The 17,111-nt window shown below is 63.3% G+C and carries 16 protein-coding genes; 9 read left to right on the top strand and 7 right to left on the bottom strand.

The window, feature by feature from the left end; all coding sequences use genetic code 11:
• Nucleotides 1-101 precede the first annotated feature (101 nt).
• From FVD38_RS08675 to pgi, 3 genes are all read right to left on the bottom strand, one after another.
• The gene (locus tag FVD38_RS08675) at nt 102-2,441 is read right to left on the bottom strand and encodes a DUF4214 domain-containing protein (protein WP_147934443.1); all 2,340 of its coding nucleotides are present in this window, start codon (nt 2,439-2,441) and stop codon (nt 102-104) included.
• Between the two features lie 319 nt (nt 2,442-2,760).
• Entirely contained in the window at nt 2,761-3,657 is an 897-nt protein-coding gene (locus FVD38_RS08680) for an SMP-30/gluconolactonase/LRE family protein (protein ID WP_229493526.1), read from the bottom strand.
• 18 nt (nt 3,658-3,675) lie between these two features.
• Nucleotides 3,676-5,319 (bottom strand): glucose-6-phosphate isomerase, encoded by a 1,644-nt coding sequence (gene pgi, locus FVD38_RS08685; RefSeq protein WP_147934444.1) that lies wholly within the window; start codon nt 5,317-5,319, stop codon nt 3,676-3,678.
• A 229-nt stretch (nt 5,320-5,548) separates the two neighbouring features.
• On the opposite strand from pgi, the gene edd reads away from it, so the two are divergent.
• The 3 genes from edd (at nt 5,549) to FVD38_RS08705 (ending at nt 8,562) form a co-directional block, all read left to right on the top strand.
• Nucleotides 5,549-7,468 (top strand): phosphogluconate dehydratase, encoded by a 1,920-nt coding sequence (edd, locus tag FVD38_RS08690; protein WP_147934445.1) that lies wholly within the window; start codon nt 5,549-5,551, stop codon nt 7,466-7,468.
• A gap of 20 nt (nt 7,469-7,488) precedes the next feature.
• Nucleotides 7,489-8,112: a bifunctional 4-hydroxy-2-oxoglutarate aldolase/2-dehydro-3-deoxy-phosphogluconate aldolase gene (eda, locus tag FVD38_RS08695; protein ID WP_187271520.1), complete on the top strand. Its 624-nt coding sequence runs from the start codon at nt 7,489-7,491 to the stop codon at nt 8,110-8,112.
• A gap of 267 nt (nt 8,113-8,379) precedes the next feature.
• The gene (locus FVD38_RS08705) at nt 8,380-8,562 is read left to right on the top strand and encodes a hypothetical protein (protein WP_147934447.1); all 183 of its coding nucleotides are present in this window, start codon (nt 8,380-8,382) and stop codon (nt 8,560-8,562) included.
• Here the strand turns inward: FVD38_RS08705 and FVD38_RS08710 are convergent.
• From FVD38_RS08710 to FVD38_RS08720, 3 genes are all read right to left on the bottom strand, one after another.
• The gene (locus FVD38_RS08710) at nt 8,530-9,138 is read right to left on the bottom strand and encodes a Rhs element Vgr protein (protein ID WP_229493528.1); all 609 of its coding nucleotides are present in this window, start codon (nt 9,136-9,138) and stop codon (nt 8,530-8,532) included. The genes FVD38_RS08705 and FVD38_RS08710 overlap by 33 nt on opposite strands.
• A 133-nt stretch (nt 9,139-9,271) precedes the next feature.
• Nucleotides 9,272-9,796 carry a hypothetical protein gene (locus FVD38_RS08715; protein ID WP_147934448.1) on the bottom strand — a complete coding sequence of 175 codons (525 nt, stop codon included), beginning with the start codon at nt 9,794-9,796 and terminating at the stop codon, nt 9,272-9,274.
• A complete protein-coding gene (locus FVD38_RS08720; RefSeq protein ID WP_222706905.1) occupies nt 9,793-10,038 on the bottom strand; it encodes a helix-turn-helix transcriptional regulator in 246 nt (81 codons plus the stop codon). Before FVD38_RS08720 ends, FVD38_RS08715 begins: the two co-directional genes overlap by 4 nt.
• A gap of 190 nt (nt 10,039-10,228) precedes the next feature.
• Between FVD38_RS08720 and FVD38_RS08725 the strand changes: the two genes are divergently transcribed.
• The 6 genes from FVD38_RS08725 to FVD38_RS08745 all read left to right on the top strand — a co-directional run bounded on the left by FVD38_RS08725 (nt 10,229) and on the right by FVD38_RS08745 (nt 15,478).
• The gene (locus FVD38_RS08725) at nt 10,229-10,960 is read left to right on the top strand and encodes a c-type cytochrome (protein WP_187271521.1); all 732 of its coding nucleotides are present in this window, start codon (nt 10,229-10,231) and stop codon (nt 10,958-10,960) included.
• A gap of 125 nt (nt 10,961-11,085) precedes the next feature.
• On the top strand, nt 11,086-12,300 hold the full coding sequence (locus FVD38_RS08730) for a c-type cytochrome (RefSeq protein WP_229493531.1): 1,215 nt from the start codon (nt 11,086-11,088) through the stop codon (nt 12,298-12,300).
• A gap of 28 nt (nt 12,301-12,328) precedes the next feature.
• Nucleotides 12,329-12,502 carry a hypothetical protein gene (locus tag FVD38_RS26435; protein ID WP_187271522.1) on the top strand — a complete coding sequence of 58 codons (174 nt, stop codon included), beginning with the start codon at nt 12,329-12,331 and terminating at the stop codon, nt 12,500-12,502.
• Nucleotides 12,503-13,063, top strand: coding sequence for a cupredoxin domain-containing protein (locus FVD38_RS08735; RefSeq protein ID WP_147934451.1), 561 nt, complete (start codon nt 12,503-12,505; stop codon nt 13,061-13,063).
• Between the two features lie 19 nt (nt 13,064-13,082).
• Nucleotides 13,083-14,687 carry a cbb3-type cytochrome c oxidase subunit I gene (locus FVD38_RS08740; protein WP_187271524.1) on the top strand — a complete coding sequence of 535 codons (1,605 nt, stop codon included), beginning with the start codon at nt 13,083-13,085 and terminating at the stop codon, nt 14,685-14,687.
• Entirely contained in the window at nt 14,684-15,478 is a 795-nt protein-coding gene (locus tag FVD38_RS08745) for a c-type cytochrome (RefSeq protein WP_147934453.1), read from the top strand. Before FVD38_RS08740 ends, FVD38_RS08745 begins: the two co-directional genes overlap by 4 nt.
• On the opposite strand, the gene FVD38_RS08750 is transcribed toward FVD38_RS08745, so the two are convergent.
• Nucleotides 15,396-17,033 carry a methyl-accepting chemotaxis protein gene (locus FVD38_RS08750; protein WP_147934454.1) on the bottom strand — a complete coding sequence of 546 codons (1,638 nt, stop codon included), beginning with the start codon at nt 17,031-17,033 and terminating at the stop codon, nt 15,396-15,398. The two genes, FVD38_RS08745 and FVD38_RS08750, sit on opposite strands and share 83 nt — an antisense overlap.
• Nucleotides 17,034-17,111: the final 78 nt, after the last annotated feature.

The raw sequence follows: 17,111 nt of genomic DNA on the forward strand, positions 1-17,111 counted from the left end.
ACAGGGCGATCCTGATGGCGGCTCAAAGGGCTGCGGGCCGCCGGCATGGCCGATGGTGGGGCGAGACGATGCCGCGTCGGGGCCTGTGGGGAATTGACTTGTCAATTGACGTCTGCAACCTTATCTCCCCAAAACGTCCAACTGTTTTCACACATTATAGTCAGAGGGTCGTCCACCTTGTTTTTTGCGAGAATCCAGCCGAGCGTACCCCTCAAACGTCCTGAATAAGGATCGATGAAAGCTATGATTAGCCATTGTACGCTGTGCTCCTCGCCACCCTCGATGTGCGTCTGCGGGACCCCGGGAACCTGAATTGCTCCGCTGGGTGTAAGGGCGACTGTCGTTGTGCGGTCTGGAAAATATGCCGTTCCTTGCCTGTTTTGAGGATCGAACGTGAGCCTCATTCGTTGAGTCGAAATTCGATTTACAGGGTCAAGGGTCGGGCACACTAAAGCCTGTCGCGGCCCCGTATTTGTCACACTATAAGTCGTCCTCGTTAATTCGAAAATGGCGTCGACATACCCTGGCGGTGTCGGTTTCAGCGATCCTGAATAGCTCGCAACCCTCTCGCCATTTTCGTTATTGATTAACGTAAAGGAAAAGCCAACTGGATCGATTGAAGCCATTCCGTCTTTAAATCGGAAGCTGAGTACGAGCTTGTCTCCCGAGCCAGTGGCACTACCTTCGATCCGGCTATCAGATATTGTTCCTAGTCGATAATTGCTTGCTTCGCCGGGCAACGTTTTGCCGGTGTGAGCGCCTGTACGTTTGCGGGCCATGTCATGGAAAGCCCCAACATGCGGTGTCAAGTCGATGCCAATCAGCTGAGCCACTGCCCGCGCTGTGCTAAGCAGCGTAGCGGCTTCCTGCATGCGCTCACGTAACGTTTCGGCTGCCGGGTGAATCGATTCCCGTTCAATCACGGAGTAGCTGCGTGCCTTCTTGTCCGTGAACGAAAAGTCGGGCGTTGCCGACGAATCGACACTGGCGCGGGTGACCGACATTGATGACAGAGAGATTGTGGATGCTATTGGAGCATCGGATGTCAGGTTGGAAAACGCCTGCTCCGTGCAGGTCGTGTATGCCTCTGAAGCCAGTCCAATCGTCCGGTCTTTGGTCTTTATGAAAACTGCCGCGGAAGCAGCAACCACGACCAGGTTGCCATGGGCCGTACCAACGCCGAAAGCTGCGATAGCCAGGTAAGTCGGCGATCCGAACGTCAGGGCCTGGATGACGGACTTCTGGCATTCGGAGAGTGAGAACATCGCAGCTCGCCTGGCAGACATGCTTGCAGCAGTTCCAGTGGTGCCAAGATTTGCCGCAATCGCCAGGGCAGCGCGGTGCAGATCCGTGGCAGACATGGTCGATATGGCTGTTTTTTGCTTTTGCAGTTCGCTGCGAACTCGTTCGAGCGACAGCCGGCGTTCGCCGGTTGCAGTAGGTAGTTCTGCAGCAATTTCGTCGTCCAGTTCCTGCACAAAACTGTTGATGAATGCTGCAGGCTGTTGTGGCAACACTGTCTGCACAATAGTAACTGGCAAGGAGGTTGATTGTCCTTGTGCCGTTACTTTCATGGTGGTATCACCGGCGGGTAGTTCGGGAACTGCAAATACGAGCATTCCATCCACTATGACGGTTGGAACCCGAACGTCACCTATTTGTAGAGTTGCGCCTGCCGAAGACACCCCGTTGATCTTCAGTAGCTCTGCCTTGCCAACGACAAGCGATGACGACTCATTGCCAAGTCGCGCACTCAGCTTACCCTCTCCTGGTATCCATATGCCATTCCGAATATGGGGTAGCACCTGTTCACGGTTTTCAGCGCTGTCACTGAACTGTGCCAGGACCGCTGCTGGGGTTATACTGCCAGCATTCAGGGCGCGTAACCAGAACGCATGCCCGTCCGGATCTGGTGCGCGATGTAGCACGTTGTGATAATAACGGTTCAGCAGCTCCTCATTGCTGGGCTTGTCGCCATACAGGTTGCGGAACTCATTCGAATCGACAAAGCCGGTAGCGATGGTTTCTATTGGGGTGCCGCCGTCTGCGACCGATAGCCAATAGGCGTAGCCGGAATCATCAGGCTTGCGATCGAAAGCAGCTTGATAAACCCTGTAAACAGCGCCGCCTGGTCCATTGATGTCGATAACAAGCGTTCCATCGCTGAATTTCAGCCGTCGAGTGCCGCTCGGCAAGGGCGCGCCGAGTGCGGTTTGCTTGCTGATTACCGTCGTGATGTCGTTGACAGTCGATACGGTGTAATCATTCCGGGTCCCGCTGAAGTGTTCTGTGTTTTCCTGTAATGCAGTGACTTCGCTGCGCTGCGCCGACATCACAGATTTTGCGAGAGTATTACTGATTGGCACTGGAGACGAATCGCTTTCACCGCCACATGCAGATACAAGAGCTGCGACAAGGATGAGTGCGGCGAAGGCCTTCATGTTTTGCCCCAATGTATTTTTTGCAATTATACCGAGGCTGAGGGGTGGTTGTAACGAAAAGTTACGGACTGATGTATGAAAGCGACGATGTTGGTAGGGGTGTCAGAATAGATGTTCGATACAGTCGACCTGCCCTACGACATCGCTGCTCGGACATTTATGGTGCTGGCAAGCGAGGCGCCCGCGGCACCGGGCAGACGTGTGCGGTGCAAAGCGAAGCACGTTCAGGACATCTGGCTGCCGGTTACTGACGCACAACCGCCGGATGAATGCCGGGTTGCACGCCAGTGTCTTGCGAGGAGCGAAATTCAGCTGAGATTCAAATGCGGTATTCGGGCTCTTCGCGTCCCGCCACGTCCATCTTGAGGCACAGCACCTTGCCGCTGAGCGGATACTGTTCCAGTTCTTCCTTCGACCTGCCATGGCTGGCGCTGGTGATGTACAGCGTGCGCAGATCCGGCCCGCCGAAGGCGACCGAAGTCGGGCACTTCACCGGCAGCTTAATCTCGCGCACGATCTCGCCATTCGGCGCGATGCGCAAGATGCGCGCGCCTTCGAACATCGCCACCCAGTACATGCCCTCGGAATCCATCGTGGCGCCGTCCGGACGGCCGCCGTAGTCTGCGGCCGACTTGTCGCTCGGGAAGGTCACGATGGTGCGGCGGTTGCTCTGCTCACCGGTGGCCGGGTCGAAGTCGTAGCAGTCGATGCGGTGCGTGGTGGTGTCGGCGTGGTACATCGTGCGGCCGTCCAGGCTCCAGGCCAGGCCGTTCGAGTTGGTCATGCCGCCGCTCCAGGCCTGGCGCAACTGATCCTTGTCCAGCACGTACATCTCGGCGGCCGGCTGGTCGCGCGGTTCGTACATGGTGCCGATCCAGAACCGGCCAGCAGGGTCAACCCGGCCGTCGTTGAAGCGCACCTTGGACGGATCATAGGGCGCGTCGGTGATCGGCTTTTCCGAACCGTCGGTGGTGTTCAGGCGCAGCAGGCCGTGACGGGTGGCCACGACCAGGAAGTTGTTGTCGTCGATCGCCAGCGCCGACGGGTTCGACCCCATCTTCCACGAGGTGAACTTGCCGCTCGCCGCGTGCAGGCGGTTGACGGTGTAGCCCTCGATATCGACCCAGTACAGCGCCGATTCGACTTCATGCCAGATCGCGGACTCGCCGACCAGCATCGGCGCATCGTGTACTACTTCAAATTTTTCCGTTGCCATAGTGTGATGGTGAAGGTTTCAGAAGGCCGCTTTGGCGCGGGCGATCAAGCCGTTCGTAGAACTGTCGTGCTGGGCTGGCGCGGGTTCGCCCGCCAGCTCGGCTTCGATCTTCTTCGCCAGCACTTTACCTAACTCAACGCCCCACTGGTCGAAACTGTTGACATCCCAGATCACGCCTTGCACGAAGGTCTTGTGCTCGTACAGTGCGATCAGGGCGCCCAGGGTCGATGGGGTCAGGCGTTCCATCAGGATCGTGTTGCTTGGGCGGTTGCCCGGGAAGGTCTTGTGCGGCGTGAGGCGCTCGATTTCGTCTGGAGCCAGGCCTTGCGCCTGCAGGTCGGCGCGCACCTCGTGCGCCGTCTTGCCCTTCATGAAGGCTTCGGACTGGGCGAAGCAGTTGGCCAGCAGGGCGGTGTGATGGTTGTCCATCTCGTGGGCCGGACGCAGGGCGGCGATGAAATCCATCGGCGTCACGTCGGTGCCCTGGTGCAGCAACTGGAAATAGGCGTGCTGGCCATTGGTGCCACACTCGCCCCAGATCGCCGGGCAGGTTGGCGTATCGACCGGCTGGCCGTCACGGGTCACGCGCTTGCCGTTGCTTTCCATGTCGAGCTGCTGCAGATAGGCCGGGAAGCGGTTCAGGTCCTGGTGATAAGGCGCGATCGACACCGAGGCGCAGTCGAGGAACTGGCGGTTCCAGAAGCCGACCAGGGCCAGCAGCGTAGGCAGGTTCTGCTCGAGCGGCGCAGTGCGGAAGTGTTCATCCAGCTCGTGCGCGCCGGCCAGGAAGTCCTTGAAGTAGCCGAAACCCACGGCCAGCGCGACCGGCAGGCCGATCGCCGACCACACCGAATAACGGCCGCCGACCCAGTCCCAGAACGGGAACATGTTCGCCGGGTCGATGCCAAAGGTTTTAATCGCCTCAGTGTTCGTCGAGACGGCGACGAAGTGCTTGGCCAGCGCCTCTTCGGAGGCATGCTGCAGGAACCAGGCGCGCGCGGTCTGCGCGTTCATCATGGTTTCCGCCGTCGTAAAAGTCTTGGAGGCGACGATGAACAGCGTGGTTTCGGGATCGACCTGGGCCAGCGCCGCGTCCATGTCGTGGCCGTCGACGTTCGACACGAAATGCATGGAGAGGCGCGGGTGCGCATAGTGGCGCAGGGCCAGCACCACCATCTTGGGGCCGAGGTCCGAGCCGCCGATGCCGATATTGACGATGTCGGTGATCGGCTTGCCGGTATGGCCCAGCCATTCGCCGCTGCGTACGGCGTCGGTGAAGGTCTTTACGCGATCGAGCACGGCGTGGATGTCGGCATTGACTTCCTGGTCGTCGACCACCAAGGTCGCGCCGCGCGGCGCGCGCAGGGCGGTGTGCAGCACCGCGCGGTTCTCGGTGTTGTTGATCTTTTCGCCGGCGAACATCGCATCGCGACGCGCCTCCAGACCGCGCTCGCGCGCCAGCCCGACCAGCAGTTCAAGCGTGCGCCCGTCGAGGCGATTTTTTGAATAGTCTAGGAACAGGCCTGCAGCCTCGTCGGAGTAGCGCTCGAAGCGGTCGGGATCGGCGGCGAACAGGTCGCGCATCTGCCACGACTTGGCGGTATCGGCATGTTGGGCGAGGGCTTGGAAGCTGGCGGTACTGGTCAAAGGAGGCTGGCGCATGGGGTCGGGGTGCGTGGCACAATGTTGGCAATAATGGATTATCGAATAATACAAGCATCTGCGCGTAAATTCACTACAAAAAACAGCGCGAATTCAATTTGCCGGATGCTTCCCTTCACCAAGTGACGCCGCTCGGCCATTCCGTCCCCATAGTGAGGCCGGTCGGAAACGAGCGCAGCGTACCGATCTGTAGTAAAATTTCAGATACTAAATTCAGGAAGGAACGAACATGGCGCTCCACCCCGTAGTAGAACAGGTCACCAACCGCATCATCGGGCGCAGCAAGCGCTCGCGCGCGGCCTATCTCGAACATCTCGAGGCGGCCCGCATCAAGGGCGTCCAGCGCGGCGCTCTGTCGTGCACCAACCTGGCCCACGGCTTTGCCGCCTTCCCGGCCAACGACAAGCTGAAGCTGCGCGAATACAAGGAACCGTCGGTCGCCATCGTTTCTTCCTATAACGATATGCTGTCGGCGCACCAGCCGTTCGAGTATTTCCCGAAAGTGATCAAGGAAGCCGTGCGCGAAGTCGGTGCCGTGGCCCAGTTCGCCAGCGGCGTGCCGGCCATGTGCGATGGCGTCACGCAAGGCCAGCCAGGCATGGAGCTGTCGCTGTTCTCGCGCGACGCCATCGCCATGGCGACCGCGGTCGGCCTGTCGCACAATATGTTCGACGCCGCCCTTTACCTGGGCATCTGCGACAAGATCGTGCCGGGCCTGCTCATCGGCGCGCTGCACTTCGGCCACATCCCGGGCATCTTCGTGCCGGGCGGCCCGATGACCACCGGCATCTCCAACAAGGAGAAAGCCGCGATCCGCCAGCGCTACGCCAAGGGCGAAGCCACCCGCGAAGAACTGCTCGAAGGTGAGTCGGCTTCGTACCACGGCGCCGGCACCTGTACCTTCTACGGCACCGCCAACAGCAATCAGATGCTGATGGAAGTCATGGGCCTGCACCTGCCGGGTTCGGCCTTCATCACGCCGGGCACGCCGCTGCGCGATGCGCTCACCGCCGCCGCGGCCCATCGCGCGGTCGCGATCTCGCAGCAGGGCGGCGACTACATGCCGATCGGCCATATCGTCGACGAGAAAAGCATCGTCAACGCCATCGCCGCGCTGCACGCCACCGGCGGCTCGACCAACCACACGCTGCACCTGGTGGCAATCGCGCGCGCAGCCGGCATCGTGATCGACTGGAACGATTTCGACGAGATGTCGAAAGTGGTGCCGCTGCTGACCCGCATCTATCCGAACGGCGATGCCGACGTCAATCACTTCCAGGCCGCGGGCGGCCCGGGCTTCGTGATCCGCGAACTGCTCGACGCCGGCCTGGCGCATGAAGACGTCAACACCATCCTCGGCCACGGCTTGCGCAATCACTGTAAAGAGCCGTTCCTGGGCGAAGACGGCAAGGTCGTGTTCCGCGACGCCACCCCGGTGAGCGGCGACGAGAACGTGCTGCGTCCAGCCACCAACCCGTTCAACAACAACGGCGGCATGGTGCTGGTGAAGGGCAACCTGGGCCGCGCGGTGATGAAAGTCTCGGCGGTCAAGAAAGAACACTATTCGGTGGAAGCCCCGGCGCTGACCTTCGATTCGCAAGAAGACTTCATGCACGCCTATAAAGACGGCAAGCTGAACCGCGACTTCGTGGCCGTGGTCCGATTCCAGGGCCCGCGCGCCAACGGCATGCCGGAACTGCACGCGCTGACCCCGGCGCTGGCCAATCTGCAGGATGCCGGCTTCAAGGTGGCGATGGTCACCGACGGCCGCATGTCGGGCGCGTCGGGCAAGGTGCCGGCGGCGATCCACGTGTCGCCCGAGATCCTGGCCGGCGGTCCGCTGGGCCTGGTGCGCGACGGCGACATGATCCGTGTCGACGCCAATAGCGGCACCATGGAAGCGCTGGTGCCGGCGGACGTCTGGGCCCAGCGCAAGCAGGCCACGGCCGACCTGACCTCGAGCCACATCGGCATGGGCCGCGAACTGTTCTCCATGTTCCGCAATTCCATCAGCGCGGCGGAGGAGGGTGCTGCCACCTTCCCGCTGCCGTCGCCGAAACAGACCGTCGTGCCGCTGCACGAAGGTATCGATGCCGGCGAGATCATCCCCGGCTCCGACGAAGACCACCTTTTCAGGACTAACAAGTGAGCCAACCAATGAGCCAATCAATGACCCTACTTGAGATCATGCGCTCGGCGAGCGTCATCCCCGTCATCGCCATCGACGACCCCGACCACGCCGTGCCATTGGCCAAGGCCCTGGTTGCGGGCGGCATCCGCGTGCTGGAAGTGACCCTGCGCACCGAGCATGGCCTGGGCGCGATCCGCGCCATGAGCCAGGTCGAAGGCGCCATCGTCGGCGTCGGCACGCTCACCCAGCCGGAAGAATTCGCGGCATCGCGCGACGCCGGCGCCGTGTTCGGCGTCTCGCCGGGCCTGACCCAGGCGCTGATCGACGCGGCCAAGTCGAGCGGCCTGCCGCTGCTGCCGGGCGTGATGACGCCGTCCGAAGTGATGGCGGCGCGCGAACAGGGATTCAGGCAACTGAAGCTGTTCCCGGCAGTGCCGGCGGGCGGCGTCGGCATGCTCAATGCGATCGGCGGCCCACTGCCGGACGTGACCTTCTGCCCGACCGGCGGCATCTCGATCGAGAGCGCGCCGAAATTCCTGGCTTGCAAGAACGTGGCTTGCGTGGGCGGCTCGTGGCTGACCCCGAAGGACGCGATCGCGGCCGGCGACTGGGCGCACATCACCGAGCTGGCCAAGGCTGCGGCGGCGCTGCGCGCTGGTTAAAAACCTATCCCGATAGGCGTCGCTGCTTTTTGGCGACGCTATCGACTAACGCCGGGTACGCGTGTACGACTGGCGCTATATGCCGTTCCGCCGCGTAACTGCGCGATGACGCCGAACGGCAGCAGTAGTTTCATCCCTCCTGCCTCCTGCCCGACAGCACGCGCGGCGATCCGCCCGCAATCCACTGGTTAGATATTGACGTCGCTCGTTCGCTGTACTGACCGTTGGCAACTCTTTCGGCACCAGCTCGGTCAAGAATGTTTTCAAATGAAAACCACACTGATCTCCGTTGTTGCCGCGTTCGTGACGGCAGTACTTGTGTACATCGTCATGCTCATGTTTGCAACAGGCATGTATGTCGAGACTGTCGGGAACATCATCGTGCTGTCGTCGGTCGCTGTGGGCATCGTCACAGCCTTAACACTGCGGCTTCGAAGTCGCCGCCAGTAAGCAGCGGCCCCAATCGCGAGGCAGGTTCGCCACACTGCCGGGATCGGCCAGGAAGTCCGCAAGCACCTCTTCATACAGCGCCAGACTACCTGCGTAACGCCGCTGGCGCATCGCCGCCGGAGAACGAAAGTGCTTGAGCGCGAAGTAATCCGCCAACAGGTCGCCTTGCGCCTCCATATTGAAGTCTGCAAGCGTTTTGCCCGCTGCCAGTTCGTAGTGGTACGGCAGTCCTAAACGCACTGCACCGCGTAGCCGCACCGCATATCCAAGCTGATGCTGCCACACATGCACCATTTCATGAAGATACCAGTGCACTGCTGGCGGGTCGCCCCGCGTGTAATCGGGCAGGAAACAGGAATGGTGAAAGTACATGCTGCCGTTGGGCGTCATGCAGCAGTTCTTCGGTTGGAAAGGCATGTAGCGGCGAGCGTGGACGCGCACTCGCTGATAGTCGATGGAGTCCTTGAACAGCAGTCGAGCCATAGCCGTCTCCCCGGAGGTCAAGCTCCGGGAGCGCTGTTCGTTGTGAAGGCCGCGGCGGGTTTTCCGCAGGCGTCCGCTGATTTCGTAGTCCATGGGCGAATCCTACAACAGTGTCGATGGAACGGCTCATGACGCTCGAAACCGGGTGATGTGCAAATCGATTTGTGAGACCTGTTGTCCGACTACCTCGTCCTCAAATTTCTCAAGAAACCGGCCGCCTGAGCCGTCACGACTCGTCGTCGGAAAGGCTGGGCGATTTCCAACTGGCGTAAAGCGTAGGAAGACTGACAAACCACGCCATATTTGCCATGAACAGGGCGTAGGCGACGCCGGCGATTTGTTCAAGCGTCCACCCTTTTAACGCCGCACTCAGCAGCAAGACAGGTCCAGCGACGATATTGACCAGTGCCAGCAATGCCATGCAGAAGAAGAACGCGTCCCTGCGCAACGCGGCTTCGCGCTCGTCGTCATCGATGGAAGACTTGCCCAAGGGGCCCTGGAGGGCAATGGCCGCTGCCGGCGGCATGAGCAGGGCGGCGACGCCGTACACCATGGAAGGCATGGCGAAGGCGGTCGCGCAGGAGACCAATCCCGCACCGGCAGCCATCGGCAGCAGCGGCAGCCAGCGCATCGGCTGGTGTCGCCGTCCACCGGCATGATTCGACATGTCTTGTCGAACCTGTCGGGATGCCCCGGACCACCAGACCAATGTATCCATCCACTGCAACGGCGTCTTGTGTTTCGCGCTCATTCGTCTTCTCCCGCTCTTTTCAATGTCATGGCGATCGACTCGAAGCGCTGGAATGAAAACAGCATCTCGACGCTGACGCCGAAGTGCATGGCGATCTTCATCGCCAGCTCCAGGCTGGGTTTGTAATCTCCCCGCTCCAGATAGCCGATCGTCTGGTTGTTAACGCCAACCGCCTCGGCGAGTTCCCGCCGCGAGATACCCCGCTCTGCGCGAAACACCGCAATTCTGTTGTGTAGCGTCATATAAATCGGTGAAAAATTGAAAATATATTGTGATTACACAATAAATTGATGCGTGAGTCAACAAGCCCCAAGCTTGTCGTTCTACTCTCCCTTTTGGGTGGAGCGTGCGTAAAACAAGTGTTTTATCCTTTACAACAAATATCACAATTGACAAGTATTTGACCCGCTTCAACATTGGAGGAAGGGATCGATGCCTCTTGGTCGTGTTCTCGTCTGCCTGTTCGCCTGGACCGGGCTGCCGTTGGCCGCTGCGGCCCAGGAGCGCAGTGCGCCGCCGCCACGCGTGCCCGACACCATGGAAGCGCGCGTCGCCGCCTGCACCGGCTGCCACGGCGTGGCCGGCCGCGGCGTGGAAAACGTCTACTTCCCGCGCCTGGCCGGCAAGCCCGCCGGCTACCTGTACAACCAGCTGGCGGCCTTTCGCGACGACCGGCGCAAGTACGTACCGATGAACTACCTGCTGGCCTACCTGCCGGATGACTACCTGCGCCAGATGGCCGACTGGTTCGCCGCCCAGAATCCGCCGCCGCTGACGATTGCCGCGCCAGCGCCGGCCGCCTCGCTGGTGGTGGAGGGGCACCGCATCGCCAATTCCGGCGTGCCTGCCCGCCGCATTCCCGCCTGTATCGCCTGCCATGGCAATGACCTCGCAGGCCGCGAGCCGGGGATCCCGGGCCTGCTCGGACTGCGCGCCGACTACGTCAGCGCCCAGCTGGGCGCCTGGCGCTACGGCGTGCGTACCGCGCTGGCGCCGGACTGCATGCAGGTGGTCTCGTCGAGCCTGAGCGAGCCAGAGGTAGCGGCCGTTTCCGCCTATCTGGCCTCGCTCCCGGTGAGCCAGGCGCGGCCGGCCAAGGCGGGGCCGGTCAAGCTGCCGCTGGCCTGCGGGAGCCAGGTGCATTCCACGGGAGGTCGCCAATGAATGCATGGGTTGCGTGGCTGCGTGGGCACGCTTGGGTCCCCGCCTTCGCGGGGACGACGTGGTGGTTCGCTGGGCGGACGTGGTCTTTCGCGCGCATTGCCACGGTTCTTGCGCTGCTGGCGGGCGTGGCGGCGCCAGGCGCCGCACAGAAACCGCAGACCAAACCTGCCCAGCCCTCGCAGGTCGAACGGGGCAAATACCTGGCCCAGGCCGGCGACTGCATCGCCTGCCACACGGTCCCGGGCGGGAAGATCTTTGCCGGCAACCGCGCCATGCCGACCCCGTTCGGCACCCTGTACGCGCCGAACATCACGCCCGACGCGCACACCGGCATCGGCAGCTGGAGCGCCGACGACTTCTTCAAGATGATGCGTACCGGCCGCTCGAAGAACGGCGACCTGCTGTATCCGGCGATGCCCTTCGCCAGCTATACCAAGGTCACGCGCGCCGACTCCGACGCCATCTACGCCTACCTGCGCTCGGTGCCGGCGGTGCGCCAGGCCTCGCGCAAGCACGAGCTGCGCTTCCCCTACAACAACCGCTCGCTGCTGATCGGCTGGCGTACGCTGTATTTCAAGGAAGGCGAGTACGTGGCCGACAAGAGCAAATCGAGCGAGTGGAACCGCGGCGCCTACCTGGTCCAGGGCCTGGGTCACTGCGCGATGTGCCATACGCCGATCAATGCGCTGGGCGGTTCCTCGCAAGAGCGCGAATTCCAGGGCGGCCTGATCCCGATGCAGAACTGGTATGCGCCGTCGCTCACCTCGAACAAGGAGGCGGGCCTGGGCACCTGGGAGATCCAGGACATCGTCGACCTGCTGCAGAAGGGCGTGTCGCAGCGCGGCACCGTGTATGGCCCGATGGCTGAGGTGACCTACAACAGCCTGCAGCACATGACGGACGCCGACGTGAAGGCCATGGCGGTCTACCTCAAAAGCCTGCCCGCCGACAAACCGGTCAACGCCGACCCGGCCAGCGCCCCGGCGCGCGCCAATATCGGCCAGATGCACGCCCAGGGCAAGCGCGTCTACGACGCCCAGTGCGCCAGCTGCCATGGCGGCGACGGGCGCGGCATGCCGCCGCATTACCCGCCGCTCAAGGACAACCAGTCGATCACGATGACCTCGAGCGTCAATCCGATCCGCATGGTGCTCAACGGCGGCTACCCGCCGGGCACGAAGCGCAATCCGATGCCGTACGGGATGCCGCCGTTCGCGCATGCGATGTCGGACGGCGACGTGGCGGCGGTGGTGACCTATATCCGCACCGCCTGGGGCAACCGCGGCGCCCCGGTCACGGCGGGCGAGGTGAGCGCGCTGCGCGCGGCGACGGTCGAATAACGGATTCAGATAACAACAGGGGGAAACCATGATCCAGGAAGCGCCGGAACACGATCTCAGCGCCGACCAGGGGCGGGTGGAGGCGATCGTCGCCAGGGGGCCGGGCGGCGCCTTCGCCGTGGCCGGCCTGGCGGTGGCGATCGTGCTGGCCATGTGGCTGGCCTTCTATCTGCTGGTCTACGTGGCGCGGGGAGGGCGGTAGATGGCGCATCCACCGCATTCCGTCGATACCGACGCCGTCGCCCACGCCGCCGAGGCACGCTGGGCCTGGCTGGTCGGCGCCATCATCGTGTTCCTGCTCGGGATGCTGGTCTGGATGAGCGTGCATTGGGCGGCGATGCCGCCGGTGCGTACCGAGACCATCGACCCCGGCACGCTGCACCTGTCGGGCGAGTTCGTCGAGGCCAACCTGGGTTCGACGCTGGAAGCCGACGGCAGCGTCACCCTGCGCCTGCTGGCCAACCAGTATTCCTTCACCCCGACCTGCCTGCTGGTCCCAAGCGACACGCCGGTCAACATCCGCGGCACGGCCGCCGACGTGGTGCACGGCTTCTCGATCGCCGCCGGCAACGTCAACGTGATGCTGGTGCCCGGCTATATCTCGAACTTCCGCGCGCGCTTCGAGGAAACGGGCGAGCACGTGATGCCCTGCCACGAGTACTGCGGCGTCGGCCACGCCGCCATGTGGGCCAAGGTGAAGATCATCGACAAGGACGAATTCGCGCGCCAGGCCGCCGGCGGCAGGAGGGTCAGCTGTGCATAGCGTCGATGCGAAACGCCTGGTGCTGGCGCATTTCTGGGTCGCCTTCGCCGCCTTCTTCCTGGCCCTGCTGCTGGGCGAATGGCAGATGTATATCCGCAGCCCGCTGCGCGACTGGATCGGCAATCCTGAGCTGTACTACCGCGCCGTCACCGCCCACGGCACCGCCATGGGCTATGTGTTCCCGACCCTGGTCGCGATGGGCTTCGGCTATGCCATCGTCGAACTCTCGCTCAAGCAGGCAATCGTTGGACGGCGCTGGGCCTGGCTCGGCTTCTGGCTGGTGGTACTGGGCACCATCACGGCCATGATCCCGGTGTCGATGGGCCTGGCCACGGTGCTGTACACCTTTTATCCGCCGCTGATCGGTAACCCTTTCTATTACATCGGCGTGGTGCTGGTGGTGGTGGGCTCATGGATCTGGGTGGGGTCGATGTCGGTCAACCTGTATGTGTGGCGCAAGGCCAACCCCGGCGCCACGGTGCCGCTGCCGATGTTCGCCAACCTGGCCGGCGCCTACCTGTGGGCCTGGACCTCGCTCGGCGCCGCCATCGAGATCCTGTTCCAGATCCTGCCGGTGGCGCTGGGCTTCAAGTCCACCATCGATGCGGGCCTGGCGCGCGTGTTCTTTTCCTGGACCCTGCACGCGATCGTCTATTTCTGGCTGATGCCGGCCTACATCGCCTTCTATACGCTGGTGCCGCGCGCCATCGGCGGCCGCCTGTACAGCGACAAGATGGCGCGCATCTCCTTCGTGCTGTTCCTGGTGTTCTCGATGCCGATCGGGATCCACCACCTGTTCCAGGATCCGCAGGTAGGCTCGGGCGTCAAGTTCATGCACGCCGTGTTCACGGCCATGGTCTCGGTGCCGACCCTGCTTACGATCTTCACCATCACCGCCTCGGTCGAGATCGCGGGCCGCCTGCGCGGCGGCACGGGGCCGTTCGGCTGGTTGAACAAACTGCCGTGGCAGAATCCGATGATGCTGGCGGTGGCGTTTTCCTTCATCCTGCTCGGCTTCGGTGGCGCCGGGGGCTTGATCAATATGAGCTACCAGCTCGACTTCGCCGTCCACAACACGCAGTGGATCACCGGCCACTTCCACCTGATCTTCGGCGGCGCCATCGTGATCATGTACTTCGCGCTGGCCTATGACCTGTGGCCGCACCTGACCGGCCGCGCCCTGGTGGCGGGGCGCCTGATGCGCACGCAGTTGTGGACCTGGTTCGTCGGCATGATCGTGCTGACCTTTCCCTGGCACGTGGTCGGCATCCTCGGCATGCCGCGCCGCATGGCCTATTTCGACTATAGCCACCCGGAGCTCGCGGCGCAGGCGGTCACGGTGATCATCACTTTCTTCGGCGGCCTGATGCTGGTGTTCTCGGGCTTGCTGTTCATTCTGGTCCTGCTGCGCGGCCACCGCAGCGCGCCGATCACGCTGCCCGCATTCACCTTCAGCCGCGCGGTGCACGAGGGCGGCCGCATGCCGGCCGCGCTGAACGGCTACGCGCTGTGGCTGGCGCTGATGGTCGGGCTGTCGGTGGTGAACTACGGCTATCCGATCACCCAGCTCATATTCCTGGAACAGACGTCGGTGCCGGCGGTGCCGGTGGGAGAGCAGCCATGAGCGACGAGAAAATCTTCTCGCTCGGTAATCGCTGGTTCACCTGGAGCGTGGGCGCGGTGGTGGGCGTGGCGCTGCTGGGGGCGATGGTGGCCTTCGTGTGGCTGCCGCGCGCGCATGCGCAGGCGACCCTGGAAAGCCTGTGGGATGCGATCTGCAGCGCGGCCGGCGCGCCGGCCCCGTTCCAGGGCGCGGCGCTGCCGGGCCCGGGCCAGCGCAATCCCAGCGGCGTGATCGTCAGCGCATACATGATGGGCGCCGCGGGATCGAATTCGGTCGGCAACGGCGCCACGCTGGCGATGGCCTGCACCATGTGCCATGGCGCGCGCGGCACCAGCCCCGCCGGCACGCCGCACCTGGCCGGCCAGCCGGCGTCGGGCACCTACAAGCAGCTGCGCGACTTCGCTTCCGGCCACCGTCCGAGCGCGATCATGCAGCCGCTGGTGGCGAACCTGAGCGACCAGGACATGCGCGACCTGGCCGTCTATTACGCCTCGCTCGAACGCGAACGCATCGCCGCCGTCGAACCGTCGGACACCGATACGCCGCGCCTCGTGCGCAACGGCGACCCGATGCGCGCCATCGGCGCCTGCTCGTCCTGCCACAGTCCACACGCCGAGCGTCCGGCCACGCCGGTACTGGAAGGCTTGTCCGAGGTCTACCTGCCCGAGCAGTTGACGGCGTTTCGCGACGGCCGGCGCAGCAACGACATCAACCGGCAAATGCGTAATGCGGTGCGGAGCCTGACTGACCAGGAGATCGCGCAACTAAGCCGGTACTACGCGGGCCGCTAGGCTGGTCCGCGCCGACCTTGAACACGCTCACGAGGCGCGCCAGCGTGGCCGCCTGGTCCTCGAGCGAGGAGGCGGCGGCGGCCGCTTCTTCCACCAGCGCGGCGTTCTGCTGGGTGACGCTATCCATCTGGGTGATGGCTTCATTGACCTGCTCGATGCCGACCGTCTGCTCGGCGCTGGCCGAGGCGATCTCGGACATGATGTCGGTGACGCGCGTGATGCCTTCGACGATTTCCTGCATCGTCGTGCCGGCCTGGTCGACCAGGCGACCGCCGGCGTCGACCTTGGCTACCGAATCGGTGATCAGGCCACGGATCTCCTTGGCCGCGCCGGCCGAGCGCTGCGCCAGGTTGCGCACTTCGCTTGCCACCACCGCGAAACCGCGCCCCTGCTCGCCGGCGCGCGCCGCTTCCACTGCGGCGTTGAGCGCCAGGATATTGGTCTGGAAGGCGATGCCGTCGATGACGGCGATGATGTCGCCGATCTTCTTCGACGACTCATTGATCGAGGCCATGGTCGACACCACCTGCGACACCACTTCGCCGCCATGCGCGGCGATCTGGGAGGCGTTTTTGGCCAGCACATTGGCCTGGCGCGCATTGTCCGCGTTCTGGCGCACGGTGCTGGTCAGTTCTTCCATCGACGAAGCCGTTTCTTCCAGCGAACTGGCCTGCTCCTCGGTGCGCGACGACAGGTCCAGGTTGCCGGTGGCGATCTGCTGCGAGGCCGTGACGATGGTCTCGGTGCCGGCGCGCACCGCGCTGACGGTCTTGAGCAGGCTGTCGTTCATGGTCTTGAGGGCAGCGAGAAGCTGGCCGACTTCATCGCGCGAGGCCACGTCGATGCGGGCGGTCAGGTCACCCGCCGCGACCTGGCGCGCCAGCCCCACGGCGTGACCCAGCGGCACCGTAATGCTGCGGGTGAGCAGCCAGCCAAACAGGGCTCCGATCGCGAGCGCGCTCACGCCGAGCGCCGTCAGGACCTGCCTGGCCGAGACATTGAGTGCGTCGATATTGGCTTGCGCCTCGGCCGACAGCGACTCTTCATAGGCGACCACTGCCTGCACCGACGCGACGTATTTGTCGACTTCGGGCATCACCTTGTCGCGGAAGAAGGCGTGGACCTCGGGATCGCCGGCGCCCAGCGCCGCCTTGCGCTTGAAACCCTGGTCGCGCAAGCCGGTGTAGCGGCTGCGCTGGCTGGCGACGGCGTCCATCAGCGCCTTGCCCTGGGCGGTGTCGATCATCGCCTCGAGCCGCTTCTGCGTGGCGCTGACACCGGCGCTGGTCTTCTTCATTTCGGCGTCGTAGTGCGCGTCCTCGGCGGGATCGGCGCTGGTGGCCTTGGCGCGGGTGCGCACGGCGTTGCCCTCGATGCCGCGCAACCACTGCTGGGCAAGGTTGACGCTGAGCGCGGCATCCGCCATCACGGTCTTGGCCTCGGCGATGCGGTTGAGTTGCCATAGCGCGCTGACGAGCATGACGGCCACGAGGGCGAGGACGGCGGCGAATGCGCCGCCGAGCCGGATTCCAATCTTGAGGTCGCTGATTTTCATTGTGTCTCCTGTTCGAATGACGAGGTGGCCGGTCATCCCACGCGACGTCACGGGTGTGACAATGTGTGAGATTTCATT

This window comes from Massilia arenae, from assembly GCF_008014745.1.
GTDB lineage: Bacteria > Pseudomonadota > Gammaproteobacteria > Burkholderiales > Burkholderiaceae_D > Telluria > Telluria arenae.

Coding starts and splice junctions, on each gene's coding strand:
- FVD38_RS08675 (WP_147934443.1), bottom strand. CDS start 2,441: ATGAAGGCCTTCGCCGCACTCATCCTTGTCGCAGCTCTTGTATCTGCA.
- FVD38_RS08680 (WP_229493526.1), bottom strand. CDS start 3,657: ATGGCAACGGAAAAATTTGAAGTAGTACACGATGCGCCGATGCTGGTC.
- pgi (WP_147934444.1), bottom strand. CDS start 5,319: ATGCGCCAGCCTCCTTTGACCAGTACCGCCAGCTTCCAAGCCCTCGCC.
- edd (WP_147934445.1), top strand. CDS start 5,549: ATGGCGCTCCACCCCGTAGTAGAACAGGTCACCAACCGCATCATCGGG.
- eda (WP_187271520.1), top strand. CDS start 7,489: ATGACCCTACTTGAGATCATGCGCTCGGCGAGCGTCATCCCCGTCATC.
- FVD38_RS08705 (WP_147934447.1), top strand. CDS start 8,380: ATGAAAACCACACTGATCTCCGTTGTTGCCGCGTTCGTGACGGCAGTA.
- FVD38_RS08710 (WP_229493528.1), bottom strand. CDS start 9,138: ATGGACTACGAAATCAGCGGACGCCTGCGGAAAACCCGCCGCGGCCTT.
- FVD38_RS08715 (WP_147934448.1), bottom strand. CDS start 9,796: ATGAGCGCGAAACACAAGACGCCGTTGCAGTGGATGGATACATTGGTC.
- FVD38_RS08720 (WP_222706905.1), bottom strand. CDS start 10,038: ATGACGCTACACAACAGAATTGCGGTGTTTCGCGCAGAGCGGGGTATC.
- FVD38_RS08725 (WP_187271521.1), top strand. CDS start 10,229: ATGCCTCTTGGTCGTGTTCTCGTCTGCCTGTTCGCCTGGACCGGGCTG.
- FVD38_RS26435 (WP_187271522.1), top strand. CDS start 12,329: ATGATCCAGGAAGCGCCGGAACACGATCTCAGCGCCGACCAGGGGCGG.
- FVD38_RS08735 (WP_147934451.1), top strand. CDS start 12,503: ATGGCGCATCCACCGCATTCCGTCGATACCGACGCCGTCGCCCACGCC.
- FVD38_RS08745 (WP_147934453.1), top strand. CDS start 14,684: ATGAGCGACGAGAAAATCTTCTCGCTCGGTAATCGCTGGTTCACCTGG.
- FVD38_RS08750 (WP_147934454.1), bottom strand. CDS start 17,033: ATGAAAATCAGCGACCTCAAGATTGGAATCCGGCTCGGCGGCGCATTC.